This is a genomic window from Niallia sp. FSL R7-0271 (assembly GCF_038005785.1).
Lineage (GTDB): Bacteria > Bacillota > Bacilli > Bacillales > Cytobacillaceae > Niallia.
This window is the reverse complement of record NZ_JBBOTZ010000001.1, coordinates 2,120,322-2,144,679: the sequence shown is the minus strand read 5'-3', so window position 1 is coordinate 2,144,679 and position 24,358 is coordinate 2,120,322. Positions and strand designations below refer to the sequence as shown.

Genomic DNA, 24,358 nt, shown 5'->3' with positions numbered 1-24,358 from the left:
ATTATATAAAAGGAGCATATGATGATAAAGCGTTTTTTCACTTATTATTTACCGCATAAGAAATTATTCATTCTTGATTTCTCGAGCGCTGTCATTGTGGCAATTTTGGAACTTGCCTTCCCAATGGCTGTTACTTGGTTTATCGATAAGCTCCTTCCTGAGGGAAATTGGAGTACCATCGTCTCTGTAAGCTGCGGCTTGCTGGCATTATATTTAATAAGCACTTATTTGCAATATATTGTTAACTACTGGGGACATAAGCTTGGAATTAATATTGAAACAGATATGCGTGCACAGCTGTTCAATCATGTCCAAAAGCAAAGCTTTAAATTCTTTGACAATACAAAAACAGGTCATGTTATGAGCCGAATTACAAATGACTTGTTTGATATCGGCGAGCTTGCCCACCATGGTCCTGAAGATTTGTTTATAGCAATCATGACATTTGTCGGCGCCTTCTGGATTATGCTGACCATTAATGTGAAGCTTGCGTTAATCGTCATTTTCATCGTGCCTGTGCTCGTCTGGCTGATCACATACTGCAATAAGAGCATGAATAAAGCATGGAGGCATATGTACGGCGATATTGCCGATGTTAATGCCCGCGTTGAAGACAGTGTATCCGGTGTGCGTGTTGTCCAATCCTTCACGAACGAAGACTATGAAATGGAGCGTTTTTCTGTTAATAATAAACGTTTCAGAAAAGCGAAAATCGTTGCATACAAAGTAATGTCTTTAACTTCATCTTCTGTTTACATGCTAATGCGCTTTTTCACATTAGTAGTATTGGTTTATGGAGCATGGCTGACATTTAATGGCCAGCTGACAAACGGTGAGCTAGTTGCATTTATTCTGTATGTTAACATTTTGCAAAAGCCAATAGATAAAATCAGTGCATTGCTGGAGCTGTATCCGAAAGGTATGGCTGGATTTAGACGTTTCTTGGATCTGCTTGATTCAGAGCCTGAAATTCAAGACCGCAAAGATGCAGTGGAAGTGCCTGCATTGCGTGGGGACATTCAATTTAATAATGTGACATTCGGCTATGATAACAGAACTGTTTTAGACCAAATCAGTCTGAACATTAAAGCGGGCGAAACAGTTGCATTTGTTGGTCCGTCCGGTGCAGGGAAAACGACAATTTGTTCATTAGTGCCAAGGTTTTATGACGTGAACGGCGGAGCCATTAAAATTGACGGCATGGATATCCGTGATATGACAAAGCATTCCTTGCGTTCTCAAATTGGGATTGTTCAGCAGGATGTGTTCCTGTTCACAGGTACATTAAAAGAAAATATCGCATACGGAAAACTAGATGCAACAGACGAAGAAATACATGAAGCAGTAAAAAGAGCTCACTTGGAAGATTTAATCCGCAAGCTTCCAGACGGCTATGACACACAAATAGGAGAGCGGGGCTTGAAGCTGTCGGGAGGACAAAAGCAAAGGCTGGCGATTGCGAGAATGTTCTTGAAAAATCCGCCAATACTTATTCTCGATGAAGCCACCTCTGCCCTTGATACAGAAACAGAGCAAATTATTCAAGCATCATTAAATGAACTTGCGAAAAACCGTACAACATTAGTGATTGCCCACAGACTCGCAACAATCCGCAATGCTGACCGCATTGTTGTTGTTACCGAAAACGGGATTGAAGAGGAAGGAGGACATGATGAACTGATTGAAAAAGGCGGTATTTTCGCTAATCTTCATCGTGTTCAATACCAGCGTTAACTTTTTAGATGCCTTTTTAGAAGGCATCTTCTTTTTTTTGCAAAAATAGCAATTGAAGTTAGTATTTAATATGCGATATATTGGTTATAAGTAATTTTTTTATGGAGGTGCCTGTTTTATGCGACCGATAATGTTAGGAATTGCGTCTGCCTTCTTTTTTGCTTTTACGTTTGTTTTGAATAAAGCGATGGAGATGAATGGGGGAAGCTGGGTATGGAGTGCATCCCTGCGCTACTTTTTTATGGTTCCCTTTTTAGTGATTATTGTATTAATTAGAGGGAATTTAAAGCCGATTTTGCTGGAGCTTCGTAATAATGCTCTCAAATGGATATTGTGGAGTTCTGTCGGATTTGGGATTTTCTATTCGTTTATTTGTTTTGCATCCGCCTATGGGCCAGGCTGGTTAATTGCAGGAACATGGCAGCTGACGATTATTTCAGGTACACTGCTTGCACCGTTGTTTATGGAGCAAATAGCCGCAAGTGACGGAACTATTGTCCATGCAAGAAGAAAAATCCCCATTAAAAGCTTAGGCTTTTCCCTTTTAATAATTGTTGGAATCGTATTTATGCAGGTTGAGTTTGCAAGGAGCTTATCCCTGTCCCAAGCACTGCTTTGTCTCATACCAATACTCATTGCATCCTTTGCATACCCCCTTGGCAATCGGAAAATGATGGAGGTTGCAGGTGGCCGCTTTGATGTTTTTCAGCGAGTGCTTGGCATGACGATTGCTAGCCTGCCGTTTTGGCTTATTCTGTCTGTTTATGGATGGATGACTGCAGGTTTACCGTCTGTTATGCAAGTATACCAATCCGGAATTGTAGCTTTATTTTCTGGTGTTGTTGCGACGATTCTCTTTTTTGCAGCTACAGATTTAGCAAAGGATAATATGCAGAAGCTTGGTGCTGTTGAAGCAACACAGTCATTTGAAGTGCTATTTGCATTAATTGGAGAAATGGTGTTTCTTTCTGCAGGTTTGCCGAGTCCAGTTTCCCTGCTTGGAATTGGAATTGTGATTATTGGCATGGTATTGCATAGTATATTTTCCCGCAATATTAAAAAACTAAAATTAGCTAAAGAAGCGCATCATTTCAATTGATTATTAAAGTTTTGTTAATTATTGAAATTTTTTTACTTATTAGGCAGGTATATGTATACTATTGTATGGAATGGTAACAACAATGATCGTAATGAATGACAGTCATGATTTTGGCTATCACTTCTAAGAAACTAGATTTGGAGGACCAACAAAAATGACCAATGAACAAAACAAAGCAATAAAGCTGATCGCCCTTGATATGGACGGCACATTATTGAACAGCAACGGCGAAATACCTGAGGAAAACCGCAAAGCAATTAAAGAGGCACAAGATGCCGGCATTCATGTTGTCTTAAGCACAGGCAGATCAATCGCAACATGCAAAGATCATGCGGAAAGTCTGTTTCTTAAAACATATTTAGTCACAGTAAACGGCAGTGAAATATGGGATTGGCAAGGCAATTTAATTGAACGGAATTTAGTTGAAGCAGAGCAAATGCGCTGGCTTTGGGAGCTTGCGCAAAAACATGGTGCGAAAACTTGGGCCATCAGCTGCGGCAAGCTTTGGAATAACGAAATGCCTGAGGATATTGACGCAATCGAATGGCTGAAGTTCGGCTACCATATTGACGATGATGCCATTAGAAATGAAGTGTTGAAAGAACTGCAGGCAAGAAATATTTTTGAAATAAGCAATTCATCGCTTGTTAATATTGAAGTGAACGCTTTAGGCATCAACAAGGCCAAAGGGCTAAAAACGGTTTGTGAACGACTTGACATTACAATGGATGAAGTGATGGCAGTCGGAGACAGCTTGAACGACATCAGCATGATTAAAGAGGCAGGCATTGGTGTGGCGATGGGCAATGCACAAGATATCGTGAAAGAAACGGCTAATGCTACAACAAAAACAAATGACGAAAATGGCGTGGCGTATGCTATTCGCAAATGGGCATTACAGGCTGAGCAAGAGCCAGTATTAGAAAAATAAACTGCAGAAATTATGTTGAAACAAAAAAAATAACTGCTATAATAAATAAAAAAGAAGAAGCGAACGAAGAGAAAGGAATAGTATGCGATAACCATTCGTAAAAGAGAGTGGAGCTTATAAGCTGAAAGGCTCCATGACGACATGCCGCAGAACCTGCCTTTCGAGTCCTAGAAAACTAGGCGTGTTATCTGGCGTTATCAGACAAAGTGGGATAAGAGCATTGTCTTTTGTCCAATTAAGGTGGTACCACGGAAAAGCCCTTTTCGTCCTTTTTATAGGATGAAAAGGGCTTTTTTTTATTACAGTCAAACAGATAAATGATACGGGATGTTGGAGGTAATCGTTTTGGACAGAAAAAGAATAGTGGTGAAAATCGGCAGCAGTTCGCTCACGAACTCAAAGGGAGAAATTGATCAGCTTAAACTAAAGGATCATATCGCAAGTATTGCAGCGTTAAAAAAAGTAGGCAAGGAAGTAATACTTGTTTCCTCTGGTGCAGTTGCAGCTGGATTCAAGCAGCTAGGATACCCGTCGCGTCCAGTGACGCTAAAAGGAAAACAAGCTGCTGCTGCAGTCGGTCAAGGTCTGCTGATTCAGCACTACACAGAGAGCTTAAAAGAATACGGAATCGTACCTGCTCAAATATTGCTGACAAGAAATGATTTCAGCAAGAAGGAGCGTTACCGCAATGCTTACTCCACCTTGTCAGAGCTTTTGGAAAGAGGTATCCTGCCGATTATCAATGAAAATGATACAGTGTCAGTTGAAGAGCTTACATTCGGTGACAATGATATGCTCTCAGCACTTGTAAGCGGGTTAATCCACGCAGAACAGCTGATAATTTTGACAGATATTAATGGGCTCTACGACAGCAATCCGAAAGACAATCCAAATGCTAAACGTCTTGATTATATTGAAAAAGTAACACCAGAATTTTTAGAAGGAGCGAAAGGCAGCGGCTCAAAAGTAGGAACTGGCGGGATGAAATCGAAGCTGATTGCTGCAGAGACAGCTCTTAGTCTAGGCGTACAAGTGTTCATCGGCAGCGGGAGCGGAGAAGATAAGCTTTTAACCATCCTTGAAGGCAACGGAGATGGGACCTATATTGGTTCGGAAGGATTAAGTGCCATTACCAGCAATAGACAATGGATTGCCCTCCATTCCAAAGTAGAAGGAAAAGTATATGTGGATGAAGGGGCAGAACTAGCTTTGCTGCAAAAGGGAAGCAGCTTGCTTCCGGCAGGCATTTATGAAATTGAAGGATTATTCGAAAAAGGTGATGTTGTCGAAGTGATTGGCACATCAGGATTGATCGGTAAAGGGGAAGTTCTTTACGGCTCACAAGAACTCCATGAAATACTGGCAGGAAATCTACCTAAACAAGAGGGACAGCTGCAAGAAGTTATCCACCGTAATAGCTGGGTGAAAATCTAAAGGGGGTCTTACGAATGGGAGAAGTACAAACAAAAGGGCAGTTAGCACAGCAAGCAAGCAGGGAGCTGTGGAAATTTACGACTAAGGATAAAAATGAGGCGCTTGCGCTTATTGCAGATCAGCTTTTGGCAGATCAAGCCTATATTATTGAGCAAAACAAAACAGACTTAATCAACGGAGAAAAGGCAGGATTGTCAGCATCTGTTTTGGACAGAATTATGCTTAATGGAAAAAGGATAGAAGACATGGCGCTGGCGATAAGACAGCTCATTGAACTTGAAGATCCAATTGGGGCAACACTGGAAGAAATCCAAAAAGAAAATGGCTTGCTGATCCACAAAAAAACAGTGCCAATCGGTGTGATGGGCATGATTTATGAAGCAAGACCAAATGTGACCGTAGATGCAGCAACACTGTCGATAAAAACAGGCAATGCCATCCTGCTTAGAGGAAGTTCTTCTGCAGCGAGCTCCAATATTGCTTTAGTGCGTTCTATTCATGATGCGTTAAAGAAGTCAGCTCTTCCTGAAAATGCAGTCCTGCTTATTGAAGATACTAGCAGAGAAACAGCAAAAGAGCTGTTCCATTTAACAGAATACTTGGATGTTCTTATCCCAAGAGGCGGGAAAAACCTGATTGATACAGTAGTTAAAGAGGCATCTGTACCTGTCATTGAGACAGGCGCTGGAAACTGTCATTTATTTATCGACGATAGCGCTGATAAACAAATGGCACTTTCCATCAGTCTTAACGGCAAAACACAGCGTCCATCTGTCTGCAATGCTTTGGAAACAATCTTAATTCACCAAAACTGGTATAAGCAATACGGCCAAGAATTGCTGCAAACATTAGCAGACCATGGTGTGGAAATCTACGGAGACAGTACGGTTACAAATGACTGGGCTGATGCCATTTTAGCAACGGAAGAGGATTGGTATACGGAATATTCCGCCTTGAAAATCAGTGTGAAAATTGTTGATGATGTAACAGAAGCGATCACACATATCAATAAGTATGGCACGAGGCATTCTGAGGCAATTCTTACTGAAAGCAGTGAAAATGCAGAAGTTTTCTTATCCAGTGTAGATGCAGCTGCTGTTTATCATAATGCAAGCACTCGCTTTACAGACGGATTTGAATTTGGATATGGTGCAGAAATCGGCATTAGCACACAAAAGCTCCATGCAAGAGGACCAATGGGACTAAAAGCTTTGACCTCGTCGAAATACTATATATATGGAAACGGCCAAATCAGAAACTAATACGTTTATTTCATAAGATAGGAAGCGAATACCAATGCAGTTTGTAACAGTCCTGTTGCCAATATTTTTTATTTTTGCTGTCGGCTTTGTCGGTGAAAAAATTCTTCATATAAATACAAAGTCGATTACAACAATGACGGTCTACTTAATGACACCGTTATTATCATTTAGTGTTTTTTACGAAACAACCTTTAATTTAGACTATCTCATGATGGCCATTTACGCATTAGCACTCGTATTCGGCATCATTGGCATCATTTATATTGTCGCAAAGCTAAGAGGGTATGACGTTAAAAAAACATGCGGGATGATCCTGTCATCTGCCTTCATGAATAATGGAAACTATGGCACTCCACTTGTCTTGTTCGCATTTGGAGAGCCAGCCCTTCATTACGCCGTTATCCTGATGGTAATTCAGCAGCTGATTATGGCAACAATCGGCGTTTATTATGCAGCAAAAGGATCAGCAGACAATGAAGGCGCAAATGATACATGGAAGAAAGTCCTGAAAGTGCCGATTATGTATGGCGCACTCCTCGGTGTGATTTTTCATTTTCTAAATATCCCACTATCTGCAACCATGCTTGATGCCATTAAGATGGTAGGAGATGCAGCTATCCCAACAGTCATGCTCGTTTTAGGGATGACACTAGCAAAAATATCCGTCAAAAAAATCCAAGTCAAGCCATTATCCTTTGCCTTAACCTTAAGGCTTATCGTATCACCATTGATTGCGTGGGGCATGACATTAGTACTCCCAGTTGATGATATGCTTAAACAAGTGATGATTGTATTAGCTGCAATGCCGTCAGCCGCCAATACAACGATGTATGCTCTCCAATATGGAACAGAACCGGATTTTGTGTCAACAGCAACGCTGTTTAGTACATTAGCTAGTATTGTCACACTGCCGATTGTGTTATTTATTGTTTAGCAGTTTTATAGATGAACAAAACCTTGATTGAATAAATATTCAATCAAGGTTTTGTTTTTTTAGACAGCCTAATCCACCAACAAGGCTGTCTTAATGTATCGCGTTCTTAAATTTCCCTCCATGCGCCTCCTGTGTATCCATAATCGTAATAAAGGCATTTGAATCAATTTCCAAAACGATGCTTTTAAATTTGGCAATTTCAAGGCGGGTGAACACGACATAGAGCACTTCTTTTTCTTGATCGAGATAGCCGCCTTTGCCTTTTAGTTTTGTCACACCTCTGCCAAGGCGGTCTGACAATGCTGCTGCTATTTCTTCGTATTCGTTTGTGATGACCATTGCTGCTTTCGTGTCGTCAAATCCTTGAATGACAGCATCAATTGCTTTGCTGGCGATATAGTAGGTAAGGATGGAAAACATGGCTTGTTCCCATTCAAGCACGAAGCCGGCCCATGTGAACACAAACACGTTTAGGAACATGACGAACTCGCCGACAGAAAAGGGCATCTTTTTGGATAAAAGAATGCCGAGTATTTCTGTGCCGTCTAAGGCGCCGGAATTGCGAATCACGAGTCCAACTCCTGTGCCGAGCAGCAGTCCCCCAAAAACCGTGGCAAGAAGGGGCTCTGTTGTAAATGGCTGAACATGATGCAACGCTGATTCGACTACAGCTAGCATGATAATAGCGAACAACGAGGAGATGCAAAAGTTCTTGCCAATATATTTATAGCCGGCGAACAAGAATGGAATATTGATAATTAGCACCAAGATTCCGAAGCTGAAATTGGTCATATAATTAATGATTAGGGAGATGCCGATAATACCCCCATCGATAATTGTATTTGGGATAAGAAATAATTCAATCGCTGCCGCAGCGAGGCTCGCACCGATCATTAGCATGATATACCGGATAATTAAATGTAATTTTCCTTCTTTTTTATGTATTTTTCCCATTTGTCTTGAACCCTCCCGAAGTTAAGGAAGTAACATATTTATAATGCCAAGAAAGTGAAAAAATATTCCAGTTTTGGTTATATAATAATTTCTTTTGAAAACCGCTAATTTACGGGTTTTTTACATAAAATTCATTGCAAGTTTTTATGGAAAGATATAGAATATACAGTACATTATTATTCTAGGTAGGTGAAAGAAATGTTCAACCGGGAGCTGGTGAAGGGAAGTACGTCGTTGATTCTGCTGCAGTTATTAGCGGAAAAAGAAATGTACGGCTATGAGCTTGTGAAGGAAATGGAAAGCCGCAGTGATTATTCCTTACAGGTGAAAGAAGGTACATTATATCCAGCGCTTCATAAGCTGGAAAAGCAGGCATATGTGGAATCTTTCTGGAAGGACTCTGAAAAGGGACCTGCCCGGAAATATTATCGCATAACAGAGACAGGCCTAGAAATACTCGAGCAAAAAACGAAGGAATGGAAAAGCTTTGTGCAGACAATTGATAAGGTAATTGGGAGAAGAGGGGTATGATTTCTTCCAAACAGGAGTATTTGGATATCCTCCGTGCATGCTTAGAAAATCATGAACGAGTGGAGGACATCCTGCTTGAATATGAACAGCATTTAACAGACTTAATCGCAGAGATTTCTAGTCTTGGAATTAGTGAAGCAGAAGCGATGGAGCAAGTTATAGCAAGAATCGTCAAGCCAAAAGATATGGCAGCATTGTTTAGTGAGGAGAGAACGATAACTGCTTCCAGAACAAAGTGGATTTTCTTTTTCGGCAACTTTATCTTTTTTGCAGCAGGCTTAATTTTAACCGTTTTTTATCATTCTATTCCAAGCCCAACCGTGAAACAGCTGTGGTTTTTCCTGACAAGCATTCCGTTTTTAATAATATTTTTGTATTTATTTTATTGGCTGTTACTAAGGTTTGAAGTTGGGAAAGAGTTTGGTCTTGGTGGAAAAAAACTGTTTAAACGAACCTTTTACATAGCGCTTATGCCTAATTTATTCCTGATGATGATGGTCGTCTTGCGCATCATTCCGCCAGCTGTTTTTGCCCCGCTGCTGACAAATGAATTTACAGCCGTTTGTATTGTTTTCACGATTCTGTTCTATCCGGTATCGATTTTAGGATTTCGTTACGGAACAACAAAATCGATTTGAAAATTCTGCTTTCCTATATAGGAAAGGAGAATTTTTTTATGTAAATGTTTGTTTCATCTTACTTCTATCAGCTTCCTCTATCCAATCATAGTATTTTTCATACAGCGGACGAAGCCGTTCGGCATCCAGTGCTATTACTTCACAGCCACGATCATCATAGATAAAGAATATTATATCTTTTGTGATATTCACAAAGAAGACATCTGGATAACCAGTGTCGTATCCTCCGAATCTAGGCTGCAGCGGAAAATCCTCATTACAAGCTCCCTTTAGCAATCCAGCTAAATGTAAGTCGCTCTGTTTACAGTATAGTGAAAACTGTTGCATCTCAAATTGTTCAGCTTCCTCTAGTTCAAATGGATATGGAAATGTTTTTACATGGATGCGGTATAAAGCATCCTTGTCTTTAACGTATGGTTGATATACCTTCAATTTATTTGTAGCTTTTTCTTTTGTTCGTTTATAGATATTTGTGACAAGAAATAAATCATCGTCCTGCTCGAATAAGTCATTAAAAATATCAAATATTTGCTGATAGATTACCTGAAATCCTTCCAGATTCATGTCACCATTTTCTTTTAATGGATAGATATTTTCTCCAAGGGTAAAGTGAATGCCAATATCCCATTGATGATAAATACTAGGTACCAATGCGAGGGTTCGAAACCTTCCCTGGAGATAGTCATTAAGGTGCATGTCCATTGCTCACTTTCCATAATAGCGATTGTTTTCTTATTATCATACAATATATCATGCTGTTAAAAATACCCTGTTTTAGCAAGAATCGTTATACATCGGTATAATATATAGAAGAAATAAGCTTTGCAAAAAAGAATTTTTTTGCCCCGTATCTTTTTTGCCTGCTTAACCGTTCAAAGTATGACACCTGAAAAAAGGGGGGATTAAGTTTGAGCAAGCAACACTTAAAGAAATGGCAAAACAGCAATCTGCAAAAGCATTACGACAGCTTAAATAAGTATTGCCAATACCTTTCGATGAATAAATGGGAAAAGGAAGATATTATTCATGATGCCTTCATAAAGGCAATTGAATCATACAGTGATCGTGATATAACGCCAGCATTATTAAAGAAAATTGTTCAAAATCACTGGATTGATACACTTCGGAAAAGAAAGCTGGAGCAAAACCACGCCATGAAAACGGAAGCAGTGCAGAATGAATCTGCTGCTGAAAAGATGATGCTTGCTGAGCATGTAGCTGAAAAGCTTACTAATAAGCAAGCAGCGGTTTTTTTGCTGATTGAAGGCTTTGGCTATCGTATTAAAGAAGCAGCAGAAGTATTGCAAATGACAGAAACGGCAATAAAGTCGATCTTGTTTCGAGCCAGAAACCAAATGCACAAGCAGCATAGCGGAGAAGGTAATGACGTTAAAGATGCGAGCAGCCTTTATTATGAAGCGCTAAAACGGCAAAATCCCGATATTTTGATTAAAGAAATTTTGGCAGCTCAAAAGCTTCATCATTCGAGTTCAAAGCGGCATAATGCTGGGCCGATTCTGCAAATGGCAGCATAGCAAATGAAGAAAGGGGCAAAAAAATGAACGCTATTCCATATGTGATTGAACAGTCAAGCGGGGGAGAACGCTCCTATGACATATATTCAAGACTTTTGAAGGACCGCATCATCATGCTCGGAGATGAAATTAATGACCATGTTGCCAATAATATTGTCGCACAGCTCTTGTTTTTAGCTGCAGAAGACCCTGATAAAGACATTTCCCTCTATATTAACTCACCAGGCGGTTCCACTACAGCAGGCTTTGCTATATTCGATACGATGCAATATATTAAGCCAGATGTGCGTACCATCTGCACAGGTATGGCTGCTTCGTTTGGTGCATTGCTGCTGCTTGCAGGTACGAAAGGGAAAAGATATGCATTGCCGAACAGTGAAATTATGATTCATCAGCCGTTAGGTGGTGCGCGCGGGCAAGCGACAGAAATTGAAATTACAGCGAAAAGAATTCTGAAACTGCGCGAGCAAATAAATACGATCATGGCAGACAGAACAGGGCAAGATGTCCAAAAAATAGCTCATGACACAGAGCGGGACTATTTCATGTCTGCACTTGAAGCGAAAGAGTATGGGATTATTGATGAGATTATCCTGCCTAAATAAATTTGACTAACAAGCTGCCTGTGAACAACAGGCTGCTTTTCTTATTGCCTGATTCGTTTTTTCCCAAACGATACGCTATAATAAGGATTGACTATTTTGCAGGAAGATAAAAGGTGAAAATCATGACAGTAAAGCAAGTAACAATAGAAGAAGCATTTGAAAAAAGCATTCGCAATGGCAGCCCGCTCTTGTACAAAGATTCTCTTCGTGGAATAAAAGGATTACATGAGGGCCAAGTTATCGATGTGAAAAATAATGCAGGAAAATTTATTGGCAGAGGCTATTATGCCATTCAAAATAAAGGGATCGGCTGGATCCTCACAACTAATCCTCAGGAAGCGATTGATTATTCTTTTTTTGAAGGGAAAATTAAAGCAGCAAATAATCGAAGAGCAGCATTATATCATGATAATGAAACGACTGCTTTTCGCCTGTTTAATGGGGAAGGAGACGGCATCGGCGGTTTTACTGTCGACAAATATGATCAATACTTGCTGATTCAATGGTACAGCAAAGGGATTTACGAATATAAGGAGTGGATTATTAAAGCACTCGATACGCATGTTGAGTTTAAAGGCATTTATGAAAAGAAACGGTTTGATACGAACGGTACATATGTTGAAGGCGATGATTTTACATTCGGAGAACCAGGAGAGTTCCCGATTATGGTGAAAGAAAGCGGCATGAACTTTGCTGTAGACCTAAATGAAGGGGCAATGACGGGGATTTTTCTTGACCAGCGTGAAGTTCGGAAAACAATTCGCGACAAGTATGCACAAGGCAAGGATGTGCTGAACACGTTCTCCTATACAGGTGCGTTTTCTGTGGCAGCAGCCATTGGTGGAAGCAAATCCACAACAAGTGTTGACTTAGCAAATAGAAGCAGAGCCAAAACCTCACTGAACTTTGAATACAATGATATCAGTCTAACAGACCAGAAGATTGTAGTAGAAGATGTTTTTCACTATTTCAAGTATGCCGTAAAGAAGCAGCTCGCATTTGATATGGTCATCCTTGACCCGCCAAGCTTTGCGCGAAGCAAAAAGCATACTTTTAGTGCAACGAAGGATTATGCTAATCTTTTGAAAGAGGCAATCAGTATTACGAAACAATCAGGTGTTATCGTTGCTTCGACAAACTGCAGCACCTTTGATATGAAGAAGTTTAAACAATTTATCCACGAAGCTTTCGGAAAACAAAAAGATCGTTATACGATTCTAGAGGAATTTGGCTTACCGGAGGACTTTGCGAATATTCGTCATTTAAAGGAAAGTAATTATTTAAAAGTTGTGTTTATTAAAAAGCTTAAATAGTTTTTCAAAATAGTTATTGACTAACAAAGCAAAATTTCTTTATCAAATCACTGTTTACTTAAATGTCTTTACCTAGTAATCTAATATTTAGCATTGATTATTAGTACATATGGAATGGGGATTGGAAAAAGTGAAAGCAATATTGTTTGATTTAGATGATACACTCCTTTGGGATAAACGCAGTGTTAAAGAAGCATTTGAAAAAACATGCAAGCTTGCTGAAGACAAATACCAAATTGCAGCTTCCAGCCTAGAAGAAGCAGTCCGAAAAGAAGCGCAAAGCTTATATCAAGCATATGAAACATATGCGTTTACACAGATGATTGGCATCAATCCGTTTGAAGGACTATGGGGGGAGTTTGCGGATCAGCATGAATCATTCCAAAAAATGAAGGCTATTGTTCCGATGTATCGTAAAGATGCTTGGACGAATGGACTTTTGGCGATGGGAATTGATGATAAGGAATTCGGAGCATATTTAGCAGAACAATTTCCTGCTTTTCGTAAAGAATCTCCTTTCGTATACGAAGAAACATTTGCAGTGCTCGATGAGCTTAAAGGGAAGTACAAGCTGCTGCTTTTAACAAATGGTTCGCCAGGGCTGCAAAACACGAAATTAACAATTACGCCTGAAATTGCACCATATTTTGACGAAATTGTTATTTCAGGTGATTTCGGTAAAGGTAAACCAGATCCTGCTATTTTTGAGCATGCCGTTTCCTTGCTTGGTCTAGATGTCAGTGACTGCATTATGGTCGGGGATAATCTTAATACAGATATTCTTGGCGCATCAAGGGTTGGAATGAAGTCGGTTTGGATTAACAGAGAAGAGAAAACGCCAGAAACGGTTCATCCAACATATGAAATTCAAGATTTGCTGGAGCTGATTCCTCTTCTTAAAGAGATTGGCTAAAAAAGAAGCTCATGAAGGCATTTGCCTAACATGAGCTTCTTTTTTTATTCCTTGTCTTCCTTTGGCAGCAGATGTCTGTATGGAACAGGTGATGCCAGTACAACCGAAGTATTGATGGTGCCAAAGGGTATTAACCGGTCGACCAATATCCGCATGCCATCAATTCCAGATACAGCAGCCTTTATTGTATAACTAATCGGTCCAGTCACACGGTGACATTCCAATATATCCGCTTCTGTCTTAATAAACTCCTCAAACTTATGGGGATCTTCCTTCAGTTCACTTATTTGAATGAACAGAAGTGTTTCCCTGCCAAGCTTTGCAGGAGAGACTCTTGCTGTGAATTCAAGAATAATTCCTCTTTCTTGCAGGCGGAGGAGGCGTTCTGATACGCTTGGCCGGCTTAAAGAAAGCTGTTTAGAAAGATCGCTTACCGTTATTCTTCCATCCTCCTGCAATAATTTTAATAATTGCACGTCTACCTTATCCATTTTTAACTCCTTTGCAAATTGAAATTATATATAGATTATTCGCTTCATTTTTAAGGTTAATTTTGTTTAATATATGCTTTTTGATATGTAAAAATGCTCCTTCTTATTCTATCATTAAATATGTAACATAACCACCAAATTTACCTGTGAATTTTGGCGATTTCGCCATCCTCTCTCATACCCAACTCAATATTTTATCATATTAGGAGTGTTTTGTTTGAAAAAAATATTAATCATGATTGCCGGCTGTTTCTTTACATCATTAGGCTTGTATGTGCTCAAAAGCTCTTCCCTTGTGACGGGCGGAACGGCAGGCTTAAGCTTAAGTGCCTCTTATTTAATGCCCATTTCGTTTGCGGTTTTGTTCACGGTCATAAATATTCCGTTTTATGTGTTGTCCTATAAAAAAATGGGCAAACAATTTACATTTTCAACGATTTTGGCAGTAACAACAGTCACTGTATTATCATCCGTGATTTCTGCGTATTTCCCGCCTCTAACTTTTCATCCGCTCATCGGTTCAGTTGTCGGAGGAATCATTATTGGAGCAGGTGTTGTTGTTCTATTTATGAATGGCTCATCCCTAGGAGGAGCACAAATTCTCTCCATTACACTGCAGAAGCAGTTTAACTGGAATATGGGAAAAACAAACTTTATTTTTGACACGGTAGTTATTCTTATTGGCATGTACAGTATTGGGGTTGTGAGAGGCTTATACAGTATATTATCTGTGCTAATTGTGTCTACTATGATGAGCTTCTTTAAGGAACAAATAGCAAAACGCAATAATAAGACTACTGTAAAAGTATCAAAAAAGGAACCGATATTGGAAACAAGTACTATGTAATAAAGGGAAAAAGCACCTTTAGCAGGCTCTTGAAAAAGTCTACCTAAAGGTGCTTTTTTTTGTTTCAAGGCAGTTTTAAAAGTGTAACATCACTGTGACACGCCTCTAAAAATCATTCTTTCTCCTTACTAAGGATTAGACCTCTTATTAAAACAGTCTACACATTTACGCTTAAGGGATTTTTAAAGTTTGTACTTCTTTTTCTAAATAATAGATTCCCACTCGAATATTTTGCTTATGGTTTCCGAAGTGCTCCCCGAAAAGAGTGAGCCCTCCTACTTTTTCTGAATCTTGTTCGACTGCAACTTTAAGTGTTAAAAATGGTGATTGATCTAATTGGATGTCATCGATAGTTACACTAGATAAAGCCTCTCCATCAATACCTGTATCGATTTTATTGATGCGAATTGTTTTCAGCAGGCCATACTGACTGAATTTATCATTCCACCAACTTGGGGTATATCGACCTCGCACATCTGAAAAGTTTCCTGGGACTGTATAAGTACCAAGTTTTACACCGTTTAAATAAAAAGTAATATCACTTGGCCAAACATTGTTAGATAAAGGGAATTCGGAAGCTAATTCCATGCTGATTTCTACCATTTCTGGTATTTGGTTAGGACCTAGGAGATTTGGGATTTTATATTCTACAAATCCTTCTGACAACCATAGGAGCTGTGTATCAACCCTTTTTGTATCCATAAAATATTTAGGGTCATCTGGCTTGCCGATTATTTCCGTTTCTGATGCAATTCCACATGTTGGTTTTGCTTGGAAATCCGTATAATGGCCAATCTTTAAATCGGTTAAATGCAGGGAATATTCTTTAAATATTTTCTTAGGAAAATGTATGTCAATATTATCTACTGCGAGCTCCACTATTTTTTGTAACCCTGACTTACCAGCAGTTCTAATTGATTTTACAATCCCAGCTTCTTCTAGCTTCTGCACATGGCGTGTAACGATAGCTGGACTTATATTTAATTGTTTAGCTAAATCTGAAATATTAGCTTGGTTAACCGCTAATAGTTCGATAATCTCGATGCGCGTTTCACTAGCAAGAGCTTGATAAACATGGAAGTAATCTTTAGAAACCTGAATTTGCATAAATGCTCATCTCCTTAACCAAAAGATTAAATAGTTGCTTGTACTTTTATTGTAACATTACACATGTTTAACCTCAACAGAAAACTCTATAACACCTGATAAAATAACGTTGACAACGCTTTCTTTTGTTGTTAAATTAAAAATGTAAGACGAATGTATTTATGTATTTAACTATTTGGTTAAATATATAAATTAATCAAATGGGGAGGAAATCGGATGGGTACTTCAAAAAAACGGTGGAAGCTTTTAGGTGTGTTAGGTTTAGCAATTGGACTTATGGCAGGTTGTAGTAGTTCAGGTGCAAGTAGTAGCGCTAAAAATGAAATCACCTTTTGGAATCCGTTTACAGGGCCTGATGGGAAAAACATGCAAGCAATGGTAGATGAATACAACAAGACAAATCCAGAGTATAAGATTAAGAATATCTCTCTTAAAGAAACAGATATGTATACAAAAATTCCAACTATTGTGAACTCCGAAAAGAATATACCTGATTTAACAATTGTTCATGCAGAGCGTATTAAGCAGTTTAAAGACAATGATATGTTAACCTCTTATAATGATTTATTAACAGATTACCCAGAGATTAAAGCAGAAAATTATGTGCAAGAAGCTTGGAATATTGGAGAAATCGAATCTGAACGATATAGTATACCGCTAGATATACATACGTTTGGACTTTATTACAATAAAGACCTAGTGAATAAGTATTTGCCGACAGCGTTAGACGACAATATTGTGACATTTGCTGAAATAGAGCAAGTAGGCGAAGTTTCAAAAAAAGATAAGATTGCATCTATCGGTGTCTCTTGGTTAAAGCCGAACTTTTTATCCCTGTATGCACAAAACGGTGGGGTTCTAACAGAGGATGGCATACAACCGACGTTAGATAATCAAGCAGCTCAAGATACGTTTAACTTGTGGAAGGAATTAGTGAAGACAGGATATACAACAAAGGATGGGGAAGATCCTACGCAAATGTTTTTAACAGGAAAAGTAGTCTTTTTGCCTGAAGGAATTTGGATGCAAAACCAAGTGAAGCAAAGCAAGATAAATTGGGGACTAACTAATGCACCGCAGGTATCTGATGACTTGTCAAAAACAGTTAACTGGTCTTCCTCCCATCAATTTGTCATGTTTAAAGATGAATCACGCAGTGATGAAAAAGCAAAAGGTGTCATGGAGTTCTTAAATTGGGTTAGAGACAATTCAATGGAATGGGCGAAGTCCGGGCAAAATCCTGCCACGTTATCACTGTTAGAAGAGGAAGAGTATAAACAGATGCCGCAAGCATTTTTCTTATCTACACCAGAGCAACAAGCAACTTTGAAAATTTTTGATTATAAGTACAATGGCTATGTTTCAGAAGCGCTTGATGCTCAAGCAGGCGATGTAGTTTTTGGAAAGCTGGATGTTGATAAAGCGCTTACGCAAATGCAAAAAGAAGTATCTGCGAAGGTTGAAAAAGATAAATCGAATAAATGATTTGGAGAAAATAGAAGGTAGAAGCTTACCTTTTGTATACAGCAGAAGGTAAGCTTTAACCATTGATATTTTGCGAGTTTAGTATGTTTTTTCTATTCAAACATAGAAAAAAAGGGGGAGTGGAGCGATGGAAACTGTTCCTGCTACAAAACAAGTGAAGCAAGTCAAAAATAAGAGGTCCAAAAAAGTGTCTGTTACACCATGGATTTTCTTAACACCTCATTTGCTAATATTTGCTGTCTTTTTCTTGATTCCTGTTTTCTTTGGTATCTATATATCTTTTACAGAATGGGATTTAATAAGTTCCCCTACGTTTATTGGCCTTGATAATTATAAGGAAATATTACTGCAATCTGATTCTATCTTTTATGAACAGCTACATACAGGCTTGAAGAATACGTTTTTATTCGTGCTTTTTGTTGTACCGTTTTGTATCCTTGTGCCATTATGCCTTGCAGCAGCTTTAAATACTAAACCTGCTTTATGGAAGTTCTTTCAATCACTTTTTTATTTACCATCTTTATTCGCGATTTCTGCGGTCGTGATTATTTGGACTTTAATGTTCAACGTCACATATGGCCCAATAAATAATATCCTGAATTTAGAAACGGTATGGACAGGAACACAACCCTATGCATGGATTGCATTAGTAATTTTAACTGTTTGGTGGTCTATCGGCGGCAATATGATTATTTATCAAGCAGCATTAAATGGCATTGCTAAAGATTTATATGAAGCTGCAGATATTGATGGAGCATCACCATTTCAGAAATTCATTAAAATCACACTTCCTAGTATAAGAGGACAAATTCTTTATACCGTAGTAATTACTACTATTGCACACTTTAATGTATATGGACAGCCGCTAATGCTTACAGGTGGAGGGCCTACTGACTCGACAAGGGTTCTCTTAATGGATATTCAGCAAAATGCATTTGGTTCAGGCCAATCTATCGCAGGAATTTCATCAGCAATGGCAGTTATTCTAGGCGTGTGCATAATGGTTGTTGCATCCTTGCAGTTCTTTTTCTTAAGAGAAAGGAAGAATTAAAGTGAAGGAGGGTTTGAAATGAGTGGAAAGAGAGTTAATCCATTTCCAAAAATCATTGCATTTGTCTTTTTGCTCGCGATGTCAGTTATTTGGGTTATACCTTTAGTATGGGGAATCGTAACTTCTTTTAAATCGGAAATTGAACTACAATCTGTTGGGTTTAAATTTCTACCAATCGAATGGGTGCTATCCAATTACACCTCTCTTTTAGTAGATAATGCAAGTACGCCGTTAGTGCGCTGGTTTACGAATTCCTTATTTATCTCCATTTCTCACACTTTATTAGTATTACTTGTTGTTACACTTTCTGCCTTTGCTTTTAGTAGATTAAATTTTAGAGGAAAGCATGGATTGTTTGCGTTTTTAATGGCAACGATGATGTTTCCGGCAGTAGTAAATTTAATTCCCCTTTATAAAATTATTGATCTATTAGGGTGGGTTAATTCTCCAATCGCCATGATTGTTCCTGGAGCTGCTGGCGTTTTTAATATTTTCCTAGTGAGACAATTTATGAATAATATACCAACAGAGTTTGATGAAGCAGCAAGAATGGATGGTGCGAATGATTTTCAAATATTATCAAGGGTAATTCTCCCTTTAATTAAACCAGTGCTGTTAGTCGTTTCCTTATTCTCTTTTACTGGTTCTTGGAATGATTTTTTATGGCCATCAATCGTGTTTAATGATGTGGAAAAAATGCCGATTACACCAGGGCTTCAATTGCTTCAAGGGATGTATCAGGCGCAGCCTACTTTATTAATGGCAGGAGCGATTGTTGCGATTGTTCCAACCTTCATTCTTTACTTATTTGCTCAAAAGTATTTCTTAGATTCTATGTCTCTATCTGCTGGAGTGAAAGGTTAATGAACAGAAGATTGGAAAGAAACTTAGTGAGAATAGCTGGGATTTGGCAGATAATTGATGGTTTATTTACGATCTTAGTGTATGGAACTTTGAAAAAAGTAGAAGGTGCAAATCTAATTGAAAACACGAGCTTTGCTTATATGAAAGCATTGGAATCAGTTGTTGGAAGTATCTATATATTTATCGCAATATTTGGATCCATTCTTATCGGAGTCGGCATGTTTAACTTGGTCTGTGCAAAAAAATATATTAAAGATGATCAAGTTCATGTAAAAGTGGCAGTGTGGTTTTTAGTATGTGGAGCTATGAGCTACATCATTATGGATATCATCAGTGTTGTCTTATACATGTCTGCTGGGATGATACTGTTGGCTAAAAACAAGTCTATCAAGAAGTTAATGATGAAAAGTAATCAACATATTGGAGGTATAAACTAATGAATGAATTACATCCTAATCCTCAGTTTAGAAGAGAGGAATGGTTTTCCTTAGATGGCAAATGGGATTTCGCCTTTGACGATGAGAAAGAAGGTGAAAAAAATAAGTGGTATGAAAAGTTTCCTAAGGGAACGGTGATTGAAGTGCCTTTCACTTATGAAACAAAGGCAAGTGGCATTCATCAAACAGAACATCATGAAATAGTTTGGTATGAAAGAACATTTAATATAAAGGATTTAGAGAAACACCCTATTCTTCATTTTGAAGGAGTAGACTATGAGGCGTTTATATATGTAAATGGTAAGCTTGCTGCACAGCATCAAGGCGGTTATCATGCATTTTCAGTAAATTTACAGGGGAAAGTTCATATCGGTGAAAATAAATTGAGTGTTAAAGTGTATGATTCAAAGGACTGTTCTCAGCCAAGAGGAAAGCAGAGGTGGCGAGAGGAGAACTTTGGATGCTGGTATGTACAAACAACAGGGATATGGAAATCAGTTTGGCTTGAATATGTTTCTCCTATTTATATAGAGCATGCAAAAATCACTCCTTTATTTGATGAACAAGAAATTCAGATTGAAATAGATACAAAAAATCTTCCGATTGAATCAGATGGATATCGTGTAGAAGCAAAGATTCTTTTTGATGGAAGGTTTATTAATTCTTTTACTGCAAATATAATAGATGGTTCTGCTTCACTGCAGGGAAGTGTGCTGGAAAGAAAAGATCCTTGGACCATGAAACCTTGGAGTCCAGAGAACCCTCATTTGTATGATCTTCAGCTTCATTTATATAAAGGCAACGAATTACTTGATACAGTGCATTCTTATTTTGGCATGAGAAAGATATCAATAGAAGGAAATAAGATACTGCTTAATAATAGAGAATTATATCAACGCCTTATTCTAGATCAAGGCTACTGGCAGGATTCTGATATGACTCCGCCGAGTACAGAAGCTTTAGAGGAAGACATACAAAAAGTGTTAGAGCTTGGATATAACGGAGTTAGAAAACATCAAAAGGTAGAGGATTCTCGCTTTTTATATTTAGCAGATAAATATGGGTTGCTAGTATGGGTAGAAGTGGGCTCTACATATGCATTTAATGATGTAGCAGTTAAGAACTTTTCACAAGAATGGATGGAAATTGTGAAGCAAAACTACAATCATCCTAGTGTTATTACATGGGTTCCTTTCAATGAATCTTGGGGAGTTCACGATATTCATGTAAATAGGAAACAACAAGCATTTACCGAAAGTATTTATTATATGACGAAAACTTATGATCAAATGCGCCCTGTGATAACGAACGACGGCTGGGAGCATACCATTTCTGATATTATTACGCTTCATGATTATGAAGAATTCGGCAAAGCATTTACGAAACGCTATGAAAATAAAGAACATGTTTTATCAAATAAGATGCAATTCAACAAAGATTTCTATCCGTTTGCTGAAAATTATGCCTATAAAGGTCAGCCGATCATTATTTCTGAATTTGGCGGGATTGCTTTCCAAACAGAAGAAGGCTGGGGTTATGGGAATCAAGTGAAGGATGAGGAAGCGTTTTTCAAACGATTTGAAGAAATTCATTATGCGATTCAGGATTTAGACTATGTGGTTGGCTATTGTTATACACAGCTCACAGATGTACAACAGGAACTAAATGGGCTGCTTACTATTGATCGAAAGCCAAAAGTATCTGTCAGCAGAGTAAGCGAAGTAAATACAAGAAGACTGAAACCGTAGGAGGCAATATGAGTAGAGCAGAGTATCCAAGACCTCAATTTGTACGATCTGAATGGATAAATTTAAACGGCAAATGGCAATTCGAGTTTGATGATAAGAACGAAGGCTGGAAAGAAAAGTATGCTAATCAGGAGAAACTAACTAGAGAAATAAACGTTCCTTTTGTTTATCAATCGGAGTTAAGCGGCATAAATGACCGCACAATTCACGAATATATATGGTATAAAAAAGAAATAGAACTAAATCATCCACATGATAAGGAGACGTTATTACACTTTGGTGCAGTGGATTACTATTGTAAAGTTTATGTGAACGGGCAATTTGTTGGAGAGCACGAAGGGGGACATACGTCCTTTCATTTTAACATATCAGATAAGCTAGTTAAGGGAAAACAAACAATCACGGTTTTTGTGCATGATCCATTTGATGATGAAACCATTCCTCGTGGGAAACAGTTTTGGGAAAAGGAATCGAGGGGGATTTGGTACACCAATTCTACTGGTATTTGGCAAACAGTCTGGATAGAGCAGCTTGATAAAGAACATATTGAAAGTGTAAAGTTCACCTCTGATTTTGATCATGGCATGGTATCGATAGATCTTCTTATCAGTGATTTTACGAACTTAATAGAAGAAAATAGATTCTTAAACTACACTATTAGTTATAAAGATATCATGATTGCAGAGGATCAGATTAAGTTAAACAGTCATAATGTGAAAAGAGCAATTGATATCATGCAGAATAAAATATTTCGATCCAATTTCCATGATGCAGGTTTTGCGTGGACACCTGAAAATCCAAACCTTTTTGATGTAAAAATAGAATTGGTTAATGATGCTGGTCACGTACTTGATACTATAAAATCTTATTTCGGATATAGAAAAGTACATAGTGAAAATGGGATGGTGTTTTTAAATAATAAGCCATACTATCAAAAGTTAGTCCTGGACCAAGGTTATTGGCCAGAAGGATTATTGACAGCACCTTCAGCAAGTGATTTTAAAAGAGATATTGAATTAGCGAAAGAGATAGGATTTAATGGTTGTCGTAAGCACCAAAAAACAGAAGATCCCTTGTTCTTATATTATGCGGATACTTTAGGGTTCTTAGTATGGGGTGAGTGTGCTTCTGCTCCTGTGTATACAGAAAAAGCGGCTACGAGGCTTATGAAGGAATGGGTGGAAATTGTAGAACGAGATTATAATCACCCGTCCATTGTCACCTGGGTTCCGTTAAATGAAAGTTGGGGAGTTCCTAATATTCACGCTGACAAAAAGCAGCAACAATTCTCCAAAACAATGTATCATATGCTGCATGCTATTGATGGTACGAGGCTTGTCATCTCTAATGATGGCTGGGAAGCTACTACTACAGATATATGTGCTATTCACAATTATAATCATGGAAATCATGATGAAAAGGATAAGTATCGTTATTTTAAAGAAGCACTCTCTTCTGTTGAAAATCTATTATCATATGCACACGGTAAGTGGCAAGTTTATGCAAATGGATATTCTCATCAAGGCGAACCAATTATGCTGACAGAGTTTGGAGGAATAGGCTTTAAAGTGGATGATCAAAAAGGCTGGGGCTATACTTCGGTTGAAACGGTAGAAGAATATATCCGGGATTATCGGCGCATTATGGAGGCTATCTACCAATCGAAAGGGTTATGGGGTTACTGTTATACACAGTTAACAGATGTGGAACAAGAAATAAATGGGATACTTACGTATAACCGCAAACCTAAATGTGATCTTTCTATTTTAAGAGAAATTAATAATCAATTTTACCCAAATAGACTTCCTGTAGTATTAAAACAGCGAAAAGATTGATTAGCTTAGTTATCTATCCATTATCTTGACTACCTCCTGAGTTTGATTATAAATCAGACTCAGGTTTTTTATATCTTCACTGCTAATTCTTTGTCGCCTTTTTAAAAGGAGAATTTTTTTGTTTAAATAAATTGACACTGATAATCATTTTCATTTACAATGAGAATAACCAAAAAAACAGATAATAAAAAAGAGCTAGGAAGGTGTAATTATATGCAAAATCAATTCTTGGTAACTAAGCCGTTTCAATATATGGTAGAATGTACTTGTCCTAGACCTGACCATACATTTTTTATTGATTTACATAAAGGGGATATTATTACTGTTACAGATGAGAAGAAATACGTTGATTCTCTAGGTTGGCTGATGCTTGTAATGATCAATGATTATACTGTATATATGTTTGTCCAGGAGCTGGAGGATTTCATTAACGAAGAAAAAATCGTTTCCATTATCGATATGGAATTAAAACGCAACTATCTTCAGTTTAAGGTAAATGAATCATTGGATAAAATGGATAAAGAAAGTTTTGAGCTATATGCTAAAGACTTGGCTAAGATAAAGGAAATGACCGAAATCGGTGCATTATCATAATAGACAGAAAATGGTC

The 24,358-nt window shown here is 38.1% G+C and carries 24 protein-coding genes and 1 other annotated feature; of the genes, 20 read left to right on the top strand and 4 right to left on the bottom strand.

All coding sequences use genetic code 11. The features are described 5' to 3' along the window. Positions 1-21: 21 nt before the first annotated feature. The 6 genes from MKX82_RS10945 (at position 22) to MKX82_RS10920 (ending at position 7,394) form a co-directional block, all read left to right on the top strand. Positions 22-1,734: an ABC transporter ATP-binding protein gene (locus MKX82_RS10945; RefSeq protein ID WP_233314744.1), complete on the top strand. Its 1,713-nt coding sequence runs from the start codon at positions 22-24 to the stop codon at positions 1,732-1,734. A 118-nt stretch (positions 1,735-1,852) separates the two neighbouring features. Continuing rightward, complete coding sequence (locus MKX82_RS10940; RefSeq protein ID WP_233313680.1) at positions 1,853-2,833, top strand: DMT family transporter; 981 nt, start codon at positions 1,853-1,855, stop codon at positions 2,831-2,833. Positions 2,834-2,987: 154 nt separating this feature from the next. Beyond that, positions 2,988-3,764 carry a Cof-type HAD-IIB family hydrolase gene (locus tag MKX82_RS10935; protein WP_245399869.1) on the top strand — a complete coding sequence of 259 codons (777 nt, stop codon included), beginning with the start codon at positions 2,988-2,990 and terminating at the stop codon, positions 3,762-3,764. Positions 3,765-3,821: 57 nt separating this feature from the next. After that, positions 3,822-4,038: a binding site (T-box leader), on the top strand. A gap of 71 nt (positions 4,039-4,109) precedes the next feature. Further along, positions 4,110-5,198, top strand: a complete 1,089-nt coding sequence (proB, locus tag MKX82_RS10930) for a glutamate 5-kinase (protein ID WP_237941516.1) — start codon at positions 4,110-4,112, stop codon at positions 5,196-5,198. 14 nt (positions 5,199-5,212) lie between these two features. Then, complete coding sequence (locus MKX82_RS10925; protein ID WP_341077105.1) at positions 5,213-6,460, top strand: glutamate-5-semialdehyde dehydrogenase; 1,248 nt, start codon at positions 5,213-5,215, stop codon at positions 6,458-6,460. Positions 6,461-6,494: 34 nt separating this feature from the next. Further along, a complete protein-coding gene (locus MKX82_RS10920) occupies positions 6,495-7,394 on the top strand; it encodes an AEC family transporter (protein ID WP_233313683.1) in 900 nt (299 codons plus the stop codon). Between the two features lie 90 nt (positions 7,395-7,484). Here the strand turns inward: MKX82_RS10920 and MKX82_RS10915 are convergent, their stop codons facing one another. Then, a complete protein-coding gene (locus MKX82_RS10915) occupies positions 7,485-8,348 on the bottom strand; it encodes a YitT family protein (protein WP_341077101.1) in 864 nt (287 codons plus the stop codon). Between the two features lie 198 nt (positions 8,349-8,546). Here MKX82_RS10915 and MKX82_RS10910 point away from each other — a divergent pair, with 198 nt between their 5' ends. Both MKX82_RS10910 and MKX82_RS10905 read left to right on the top strand, forming a co-directional pair. Further along, positions 8,547-8,879, top strand: a complete 333-nt coding sequence (locus MKX82_RS10910; RefSeq protein WP_233313685.1) for a PadR family transcriptional regulator — start codon at positions 8,547-8,549, stop codon at positions 8,877-8,879. Beyond that, positions 8,876-9,517 carry an HAAS signaling domain-containing protein gene (locus MKX82_RS10905; RefSeq protein WP_341077100.1) on the top strand — a complete coding sequence of 214 codons (642 nt, stop codon included), beginning with the start codon at positions 8,876-8,878 and terminating at the stop codon, positions 9,515-9,517. The genes MKX82_RS10910 and MKX82_RS10905 overlap by 4 nt, the downstream gene beginning before the upstream one ends. 36 nt (positions 9,518-9,553) lie before the next feature. Here the strand turns inward: MKX82_RS10905 and MKX82_RS10900 are convergent, their stop codons facing one another. Beyond that, a complete protein-coding gene (locus MKX82_RS10900) occupies positions 9,554-10,213 on the bottom strand; it encodes a DUF3885 domain-containing protein (protein ID WP_341079505.1) in 660 nt (219 codons plus the stop codon). 212 nt (positions 10,214-10,425) lie between these two features. Here MKX82_RS10900 and MKX82_RS10895 point away from each other — a divergent pair, with 212 nt between their 5' ends. From MKX82_RS10895 to MKX82_RS10880, 4 genes are all read left to right on the top strand, one after another. Further along, positions 10,426-11,052, top strand: coding sequence for a sigma-70 family RNA polymerase sigma factor (locus MKX82_RS10895; protein WP_341077099.1), 627 nt, complete (start codon positions 10,426-10,428; stop codon positions 11,050-11,052). Beyond that, a complete protein-coding gene (clpP, locus tag MKX82_RS10890; protein WP_282581435.1) occupies positions 11,049-11,657 on the top strand; it encodes an ATP-dependent Clp endopeptidase proteolytic subunit ClpP in 609 nt (202 codons plus the stop codon). Before MKX82_RS10895 ends, clpP begins: the two co-directional genes overlap by 4 nt. Positions 11,658-11,776: 119 nt before the next feature. Next, the gene (locus MKX82_RS10885; RefSeq protein ID WP_445738842.1) at positions 11,777-12,970 is read left to right on the top strand and encodes a class I SAM-dependent rRNA methyltransferase; all 1,194 of its coding nucleotides are present in this window, start codon (positions 11,777-11,779) and stop codon (positions 12,968-12,970) included. A gap of 130 nt (positions 12,971-13,100) precedes the next feature. After that, positions 13,101-13,883 carry an HAD family hydrolase gene (locus tag MKX82_RS10880; RefSeq protein ID WP_233313691.1) on the top strand — a complete coding sequence of 261 codons (783 nt, stop codon included), beginning with the start codon at positions 13,101-13,103 and terminating at the stop codon, positions 13,881-13,883. A 44-nt stretch (positions 13,884-13,927) separates the two neighbouring features. On the opposite strand, the gene MKX82_RS10875 is transcribed toward MKX82_RS10880, so the two are convergent. Beyond that, positions 13,928-14,374 (bottom strand): Lrp/AsnC family transcriptional regulator, encoded by a 447-nt coding sequence (locus MKX82_RS10875; protein WP_251645667.1) that lies wholly within the window; start codon positions 14,372-14,374, stop codon positions 13,928-13,930. Positions 14,375-14,591: 217 nt separating this feature from the next. Here MKX82_RS10875 and MKX82_RS10870 point away from each other — a divergent pair, with 217 nt between their 5' ends. Beyond that, entirely contained in the window at positions 14,592-15,221 is a 630-nt protein-coding gene (locus tag MKX82_RS10870; protein ID WP_341077092.1) for a YitT family protein, read from the top strand. A 171-nt stretch (positions 15,222-15,392) separates the two neighbouring features. Here the strand turns inward: MKX82_RS10870 and MKX82_RS10865 are convergent, their stop codons facing one another. Next, positions 15,393-16,328 (bottom strand): ArsR/SmtB family transcription factor, encoded by a 936-nt coding sequence (locus MKX82_RS10865; protein ID WP_233313694.1) that lies wholly within the window; start codon positions 16,326-16,328, stop codon positions 15,393-15,395. A gap of 216 nt (positions 16,329-16,544) precedes the next feature. On the opposite strand from MKX82_RS10865, the gene MKX82_RS10860 reads away from it, so the two are divergent. The 7 genes from MKX82_RS10860 (at position 16,545) to MKX82_RS10830 (ending at position 24,342) form a co-directional block, all read left to right on the top strand. Next, positions 16,545-17,813, top strand: coding sequence for an extracellular solute-binding protein (locus MKX82_RS10860; RefSeq protein ID WP_233313695.1), 1,269 nt, complete (start codon positions 16,545-16,547; stop codon positions 17,811-17,813). A 127-nt stretch (positions 17,814-17,940) separates the two neighbouring features. Next, entirely contained in the window at positions 17,941-18,864 is a 924-nt protein-coding gene (locus MKX82_RS10855; RefSeq protein WP_233313696.1) for a carbohydrate ABC transporter permease, read from the top strand. Between the two features lie 18 nt (positions 18,865-18,882). Further along, a complete protein-coding gene (locus MKX82_RS10850; protein ID WP_233313697.1) occupies positions 18,883-19,728 on the top strand; it encodes a carbohydrate ABC transporter permease in 846 nt (281 codons plus the stop codon). Next, the gene (locus MKX82_RS10845) at positions 19,728-20,165 is read left to right on the top strand and encodes a hypothetical protein (protein ID WP_233313698.1); all 438 of its coding nucleotides are present in this window, start codon (positions 19,728-19,730) and stop codon (positions 20,163-20,165) included. The genes MKX82_RS10850 and MKX82_RS10845 overlap by 1 nt, the downstream gene beginning before the upstream one ends. Next, complete coding sequence (locus tag MKX82_RS10840; RefSeq protein WP_341077086.1) at positions 20,165-21,913, top strand: glycoside hydrolase family 2 protein; 1,749 nt, start codon at positions 20,165-20,167, stop codon at positions 21,911-21,913. Before MKX82_RS10845 ends, MKX82_RS10840 begins: the two co-directional genes overlap by 1 nt. 8 nt (positions 21,914-21,921) lie before the next feature. Beyond that, positions 21,922-23,748: a glycoside hydrolase family 2 protein gene (locus tag MKX82_RS10835; RefSeq protein ID WP_341077084.1), complete on the top strand. Its 1,827-nt coding sequence runs from the start codon at positions 21,922-21,924 to the stop codon at positions 23,746-23,748. 213 nt (positions 23,749-23,961) lie between these two features. Next, positions 23,962-24,342 carry a hypothetical protein gene (locus MKX82_RS10830; RefSeq protein ID WP_233313701.1) on the top strand — a complete coding sequence of 127 codons (381 nt, stop codon included), beginning with the start codon at positions 23,962-23,964 and terminating at the stop codon, positions 24,340-24,342. The last annotated feature ends 16 nt before the right edge of the window (positions 24,343-24,358 follow it).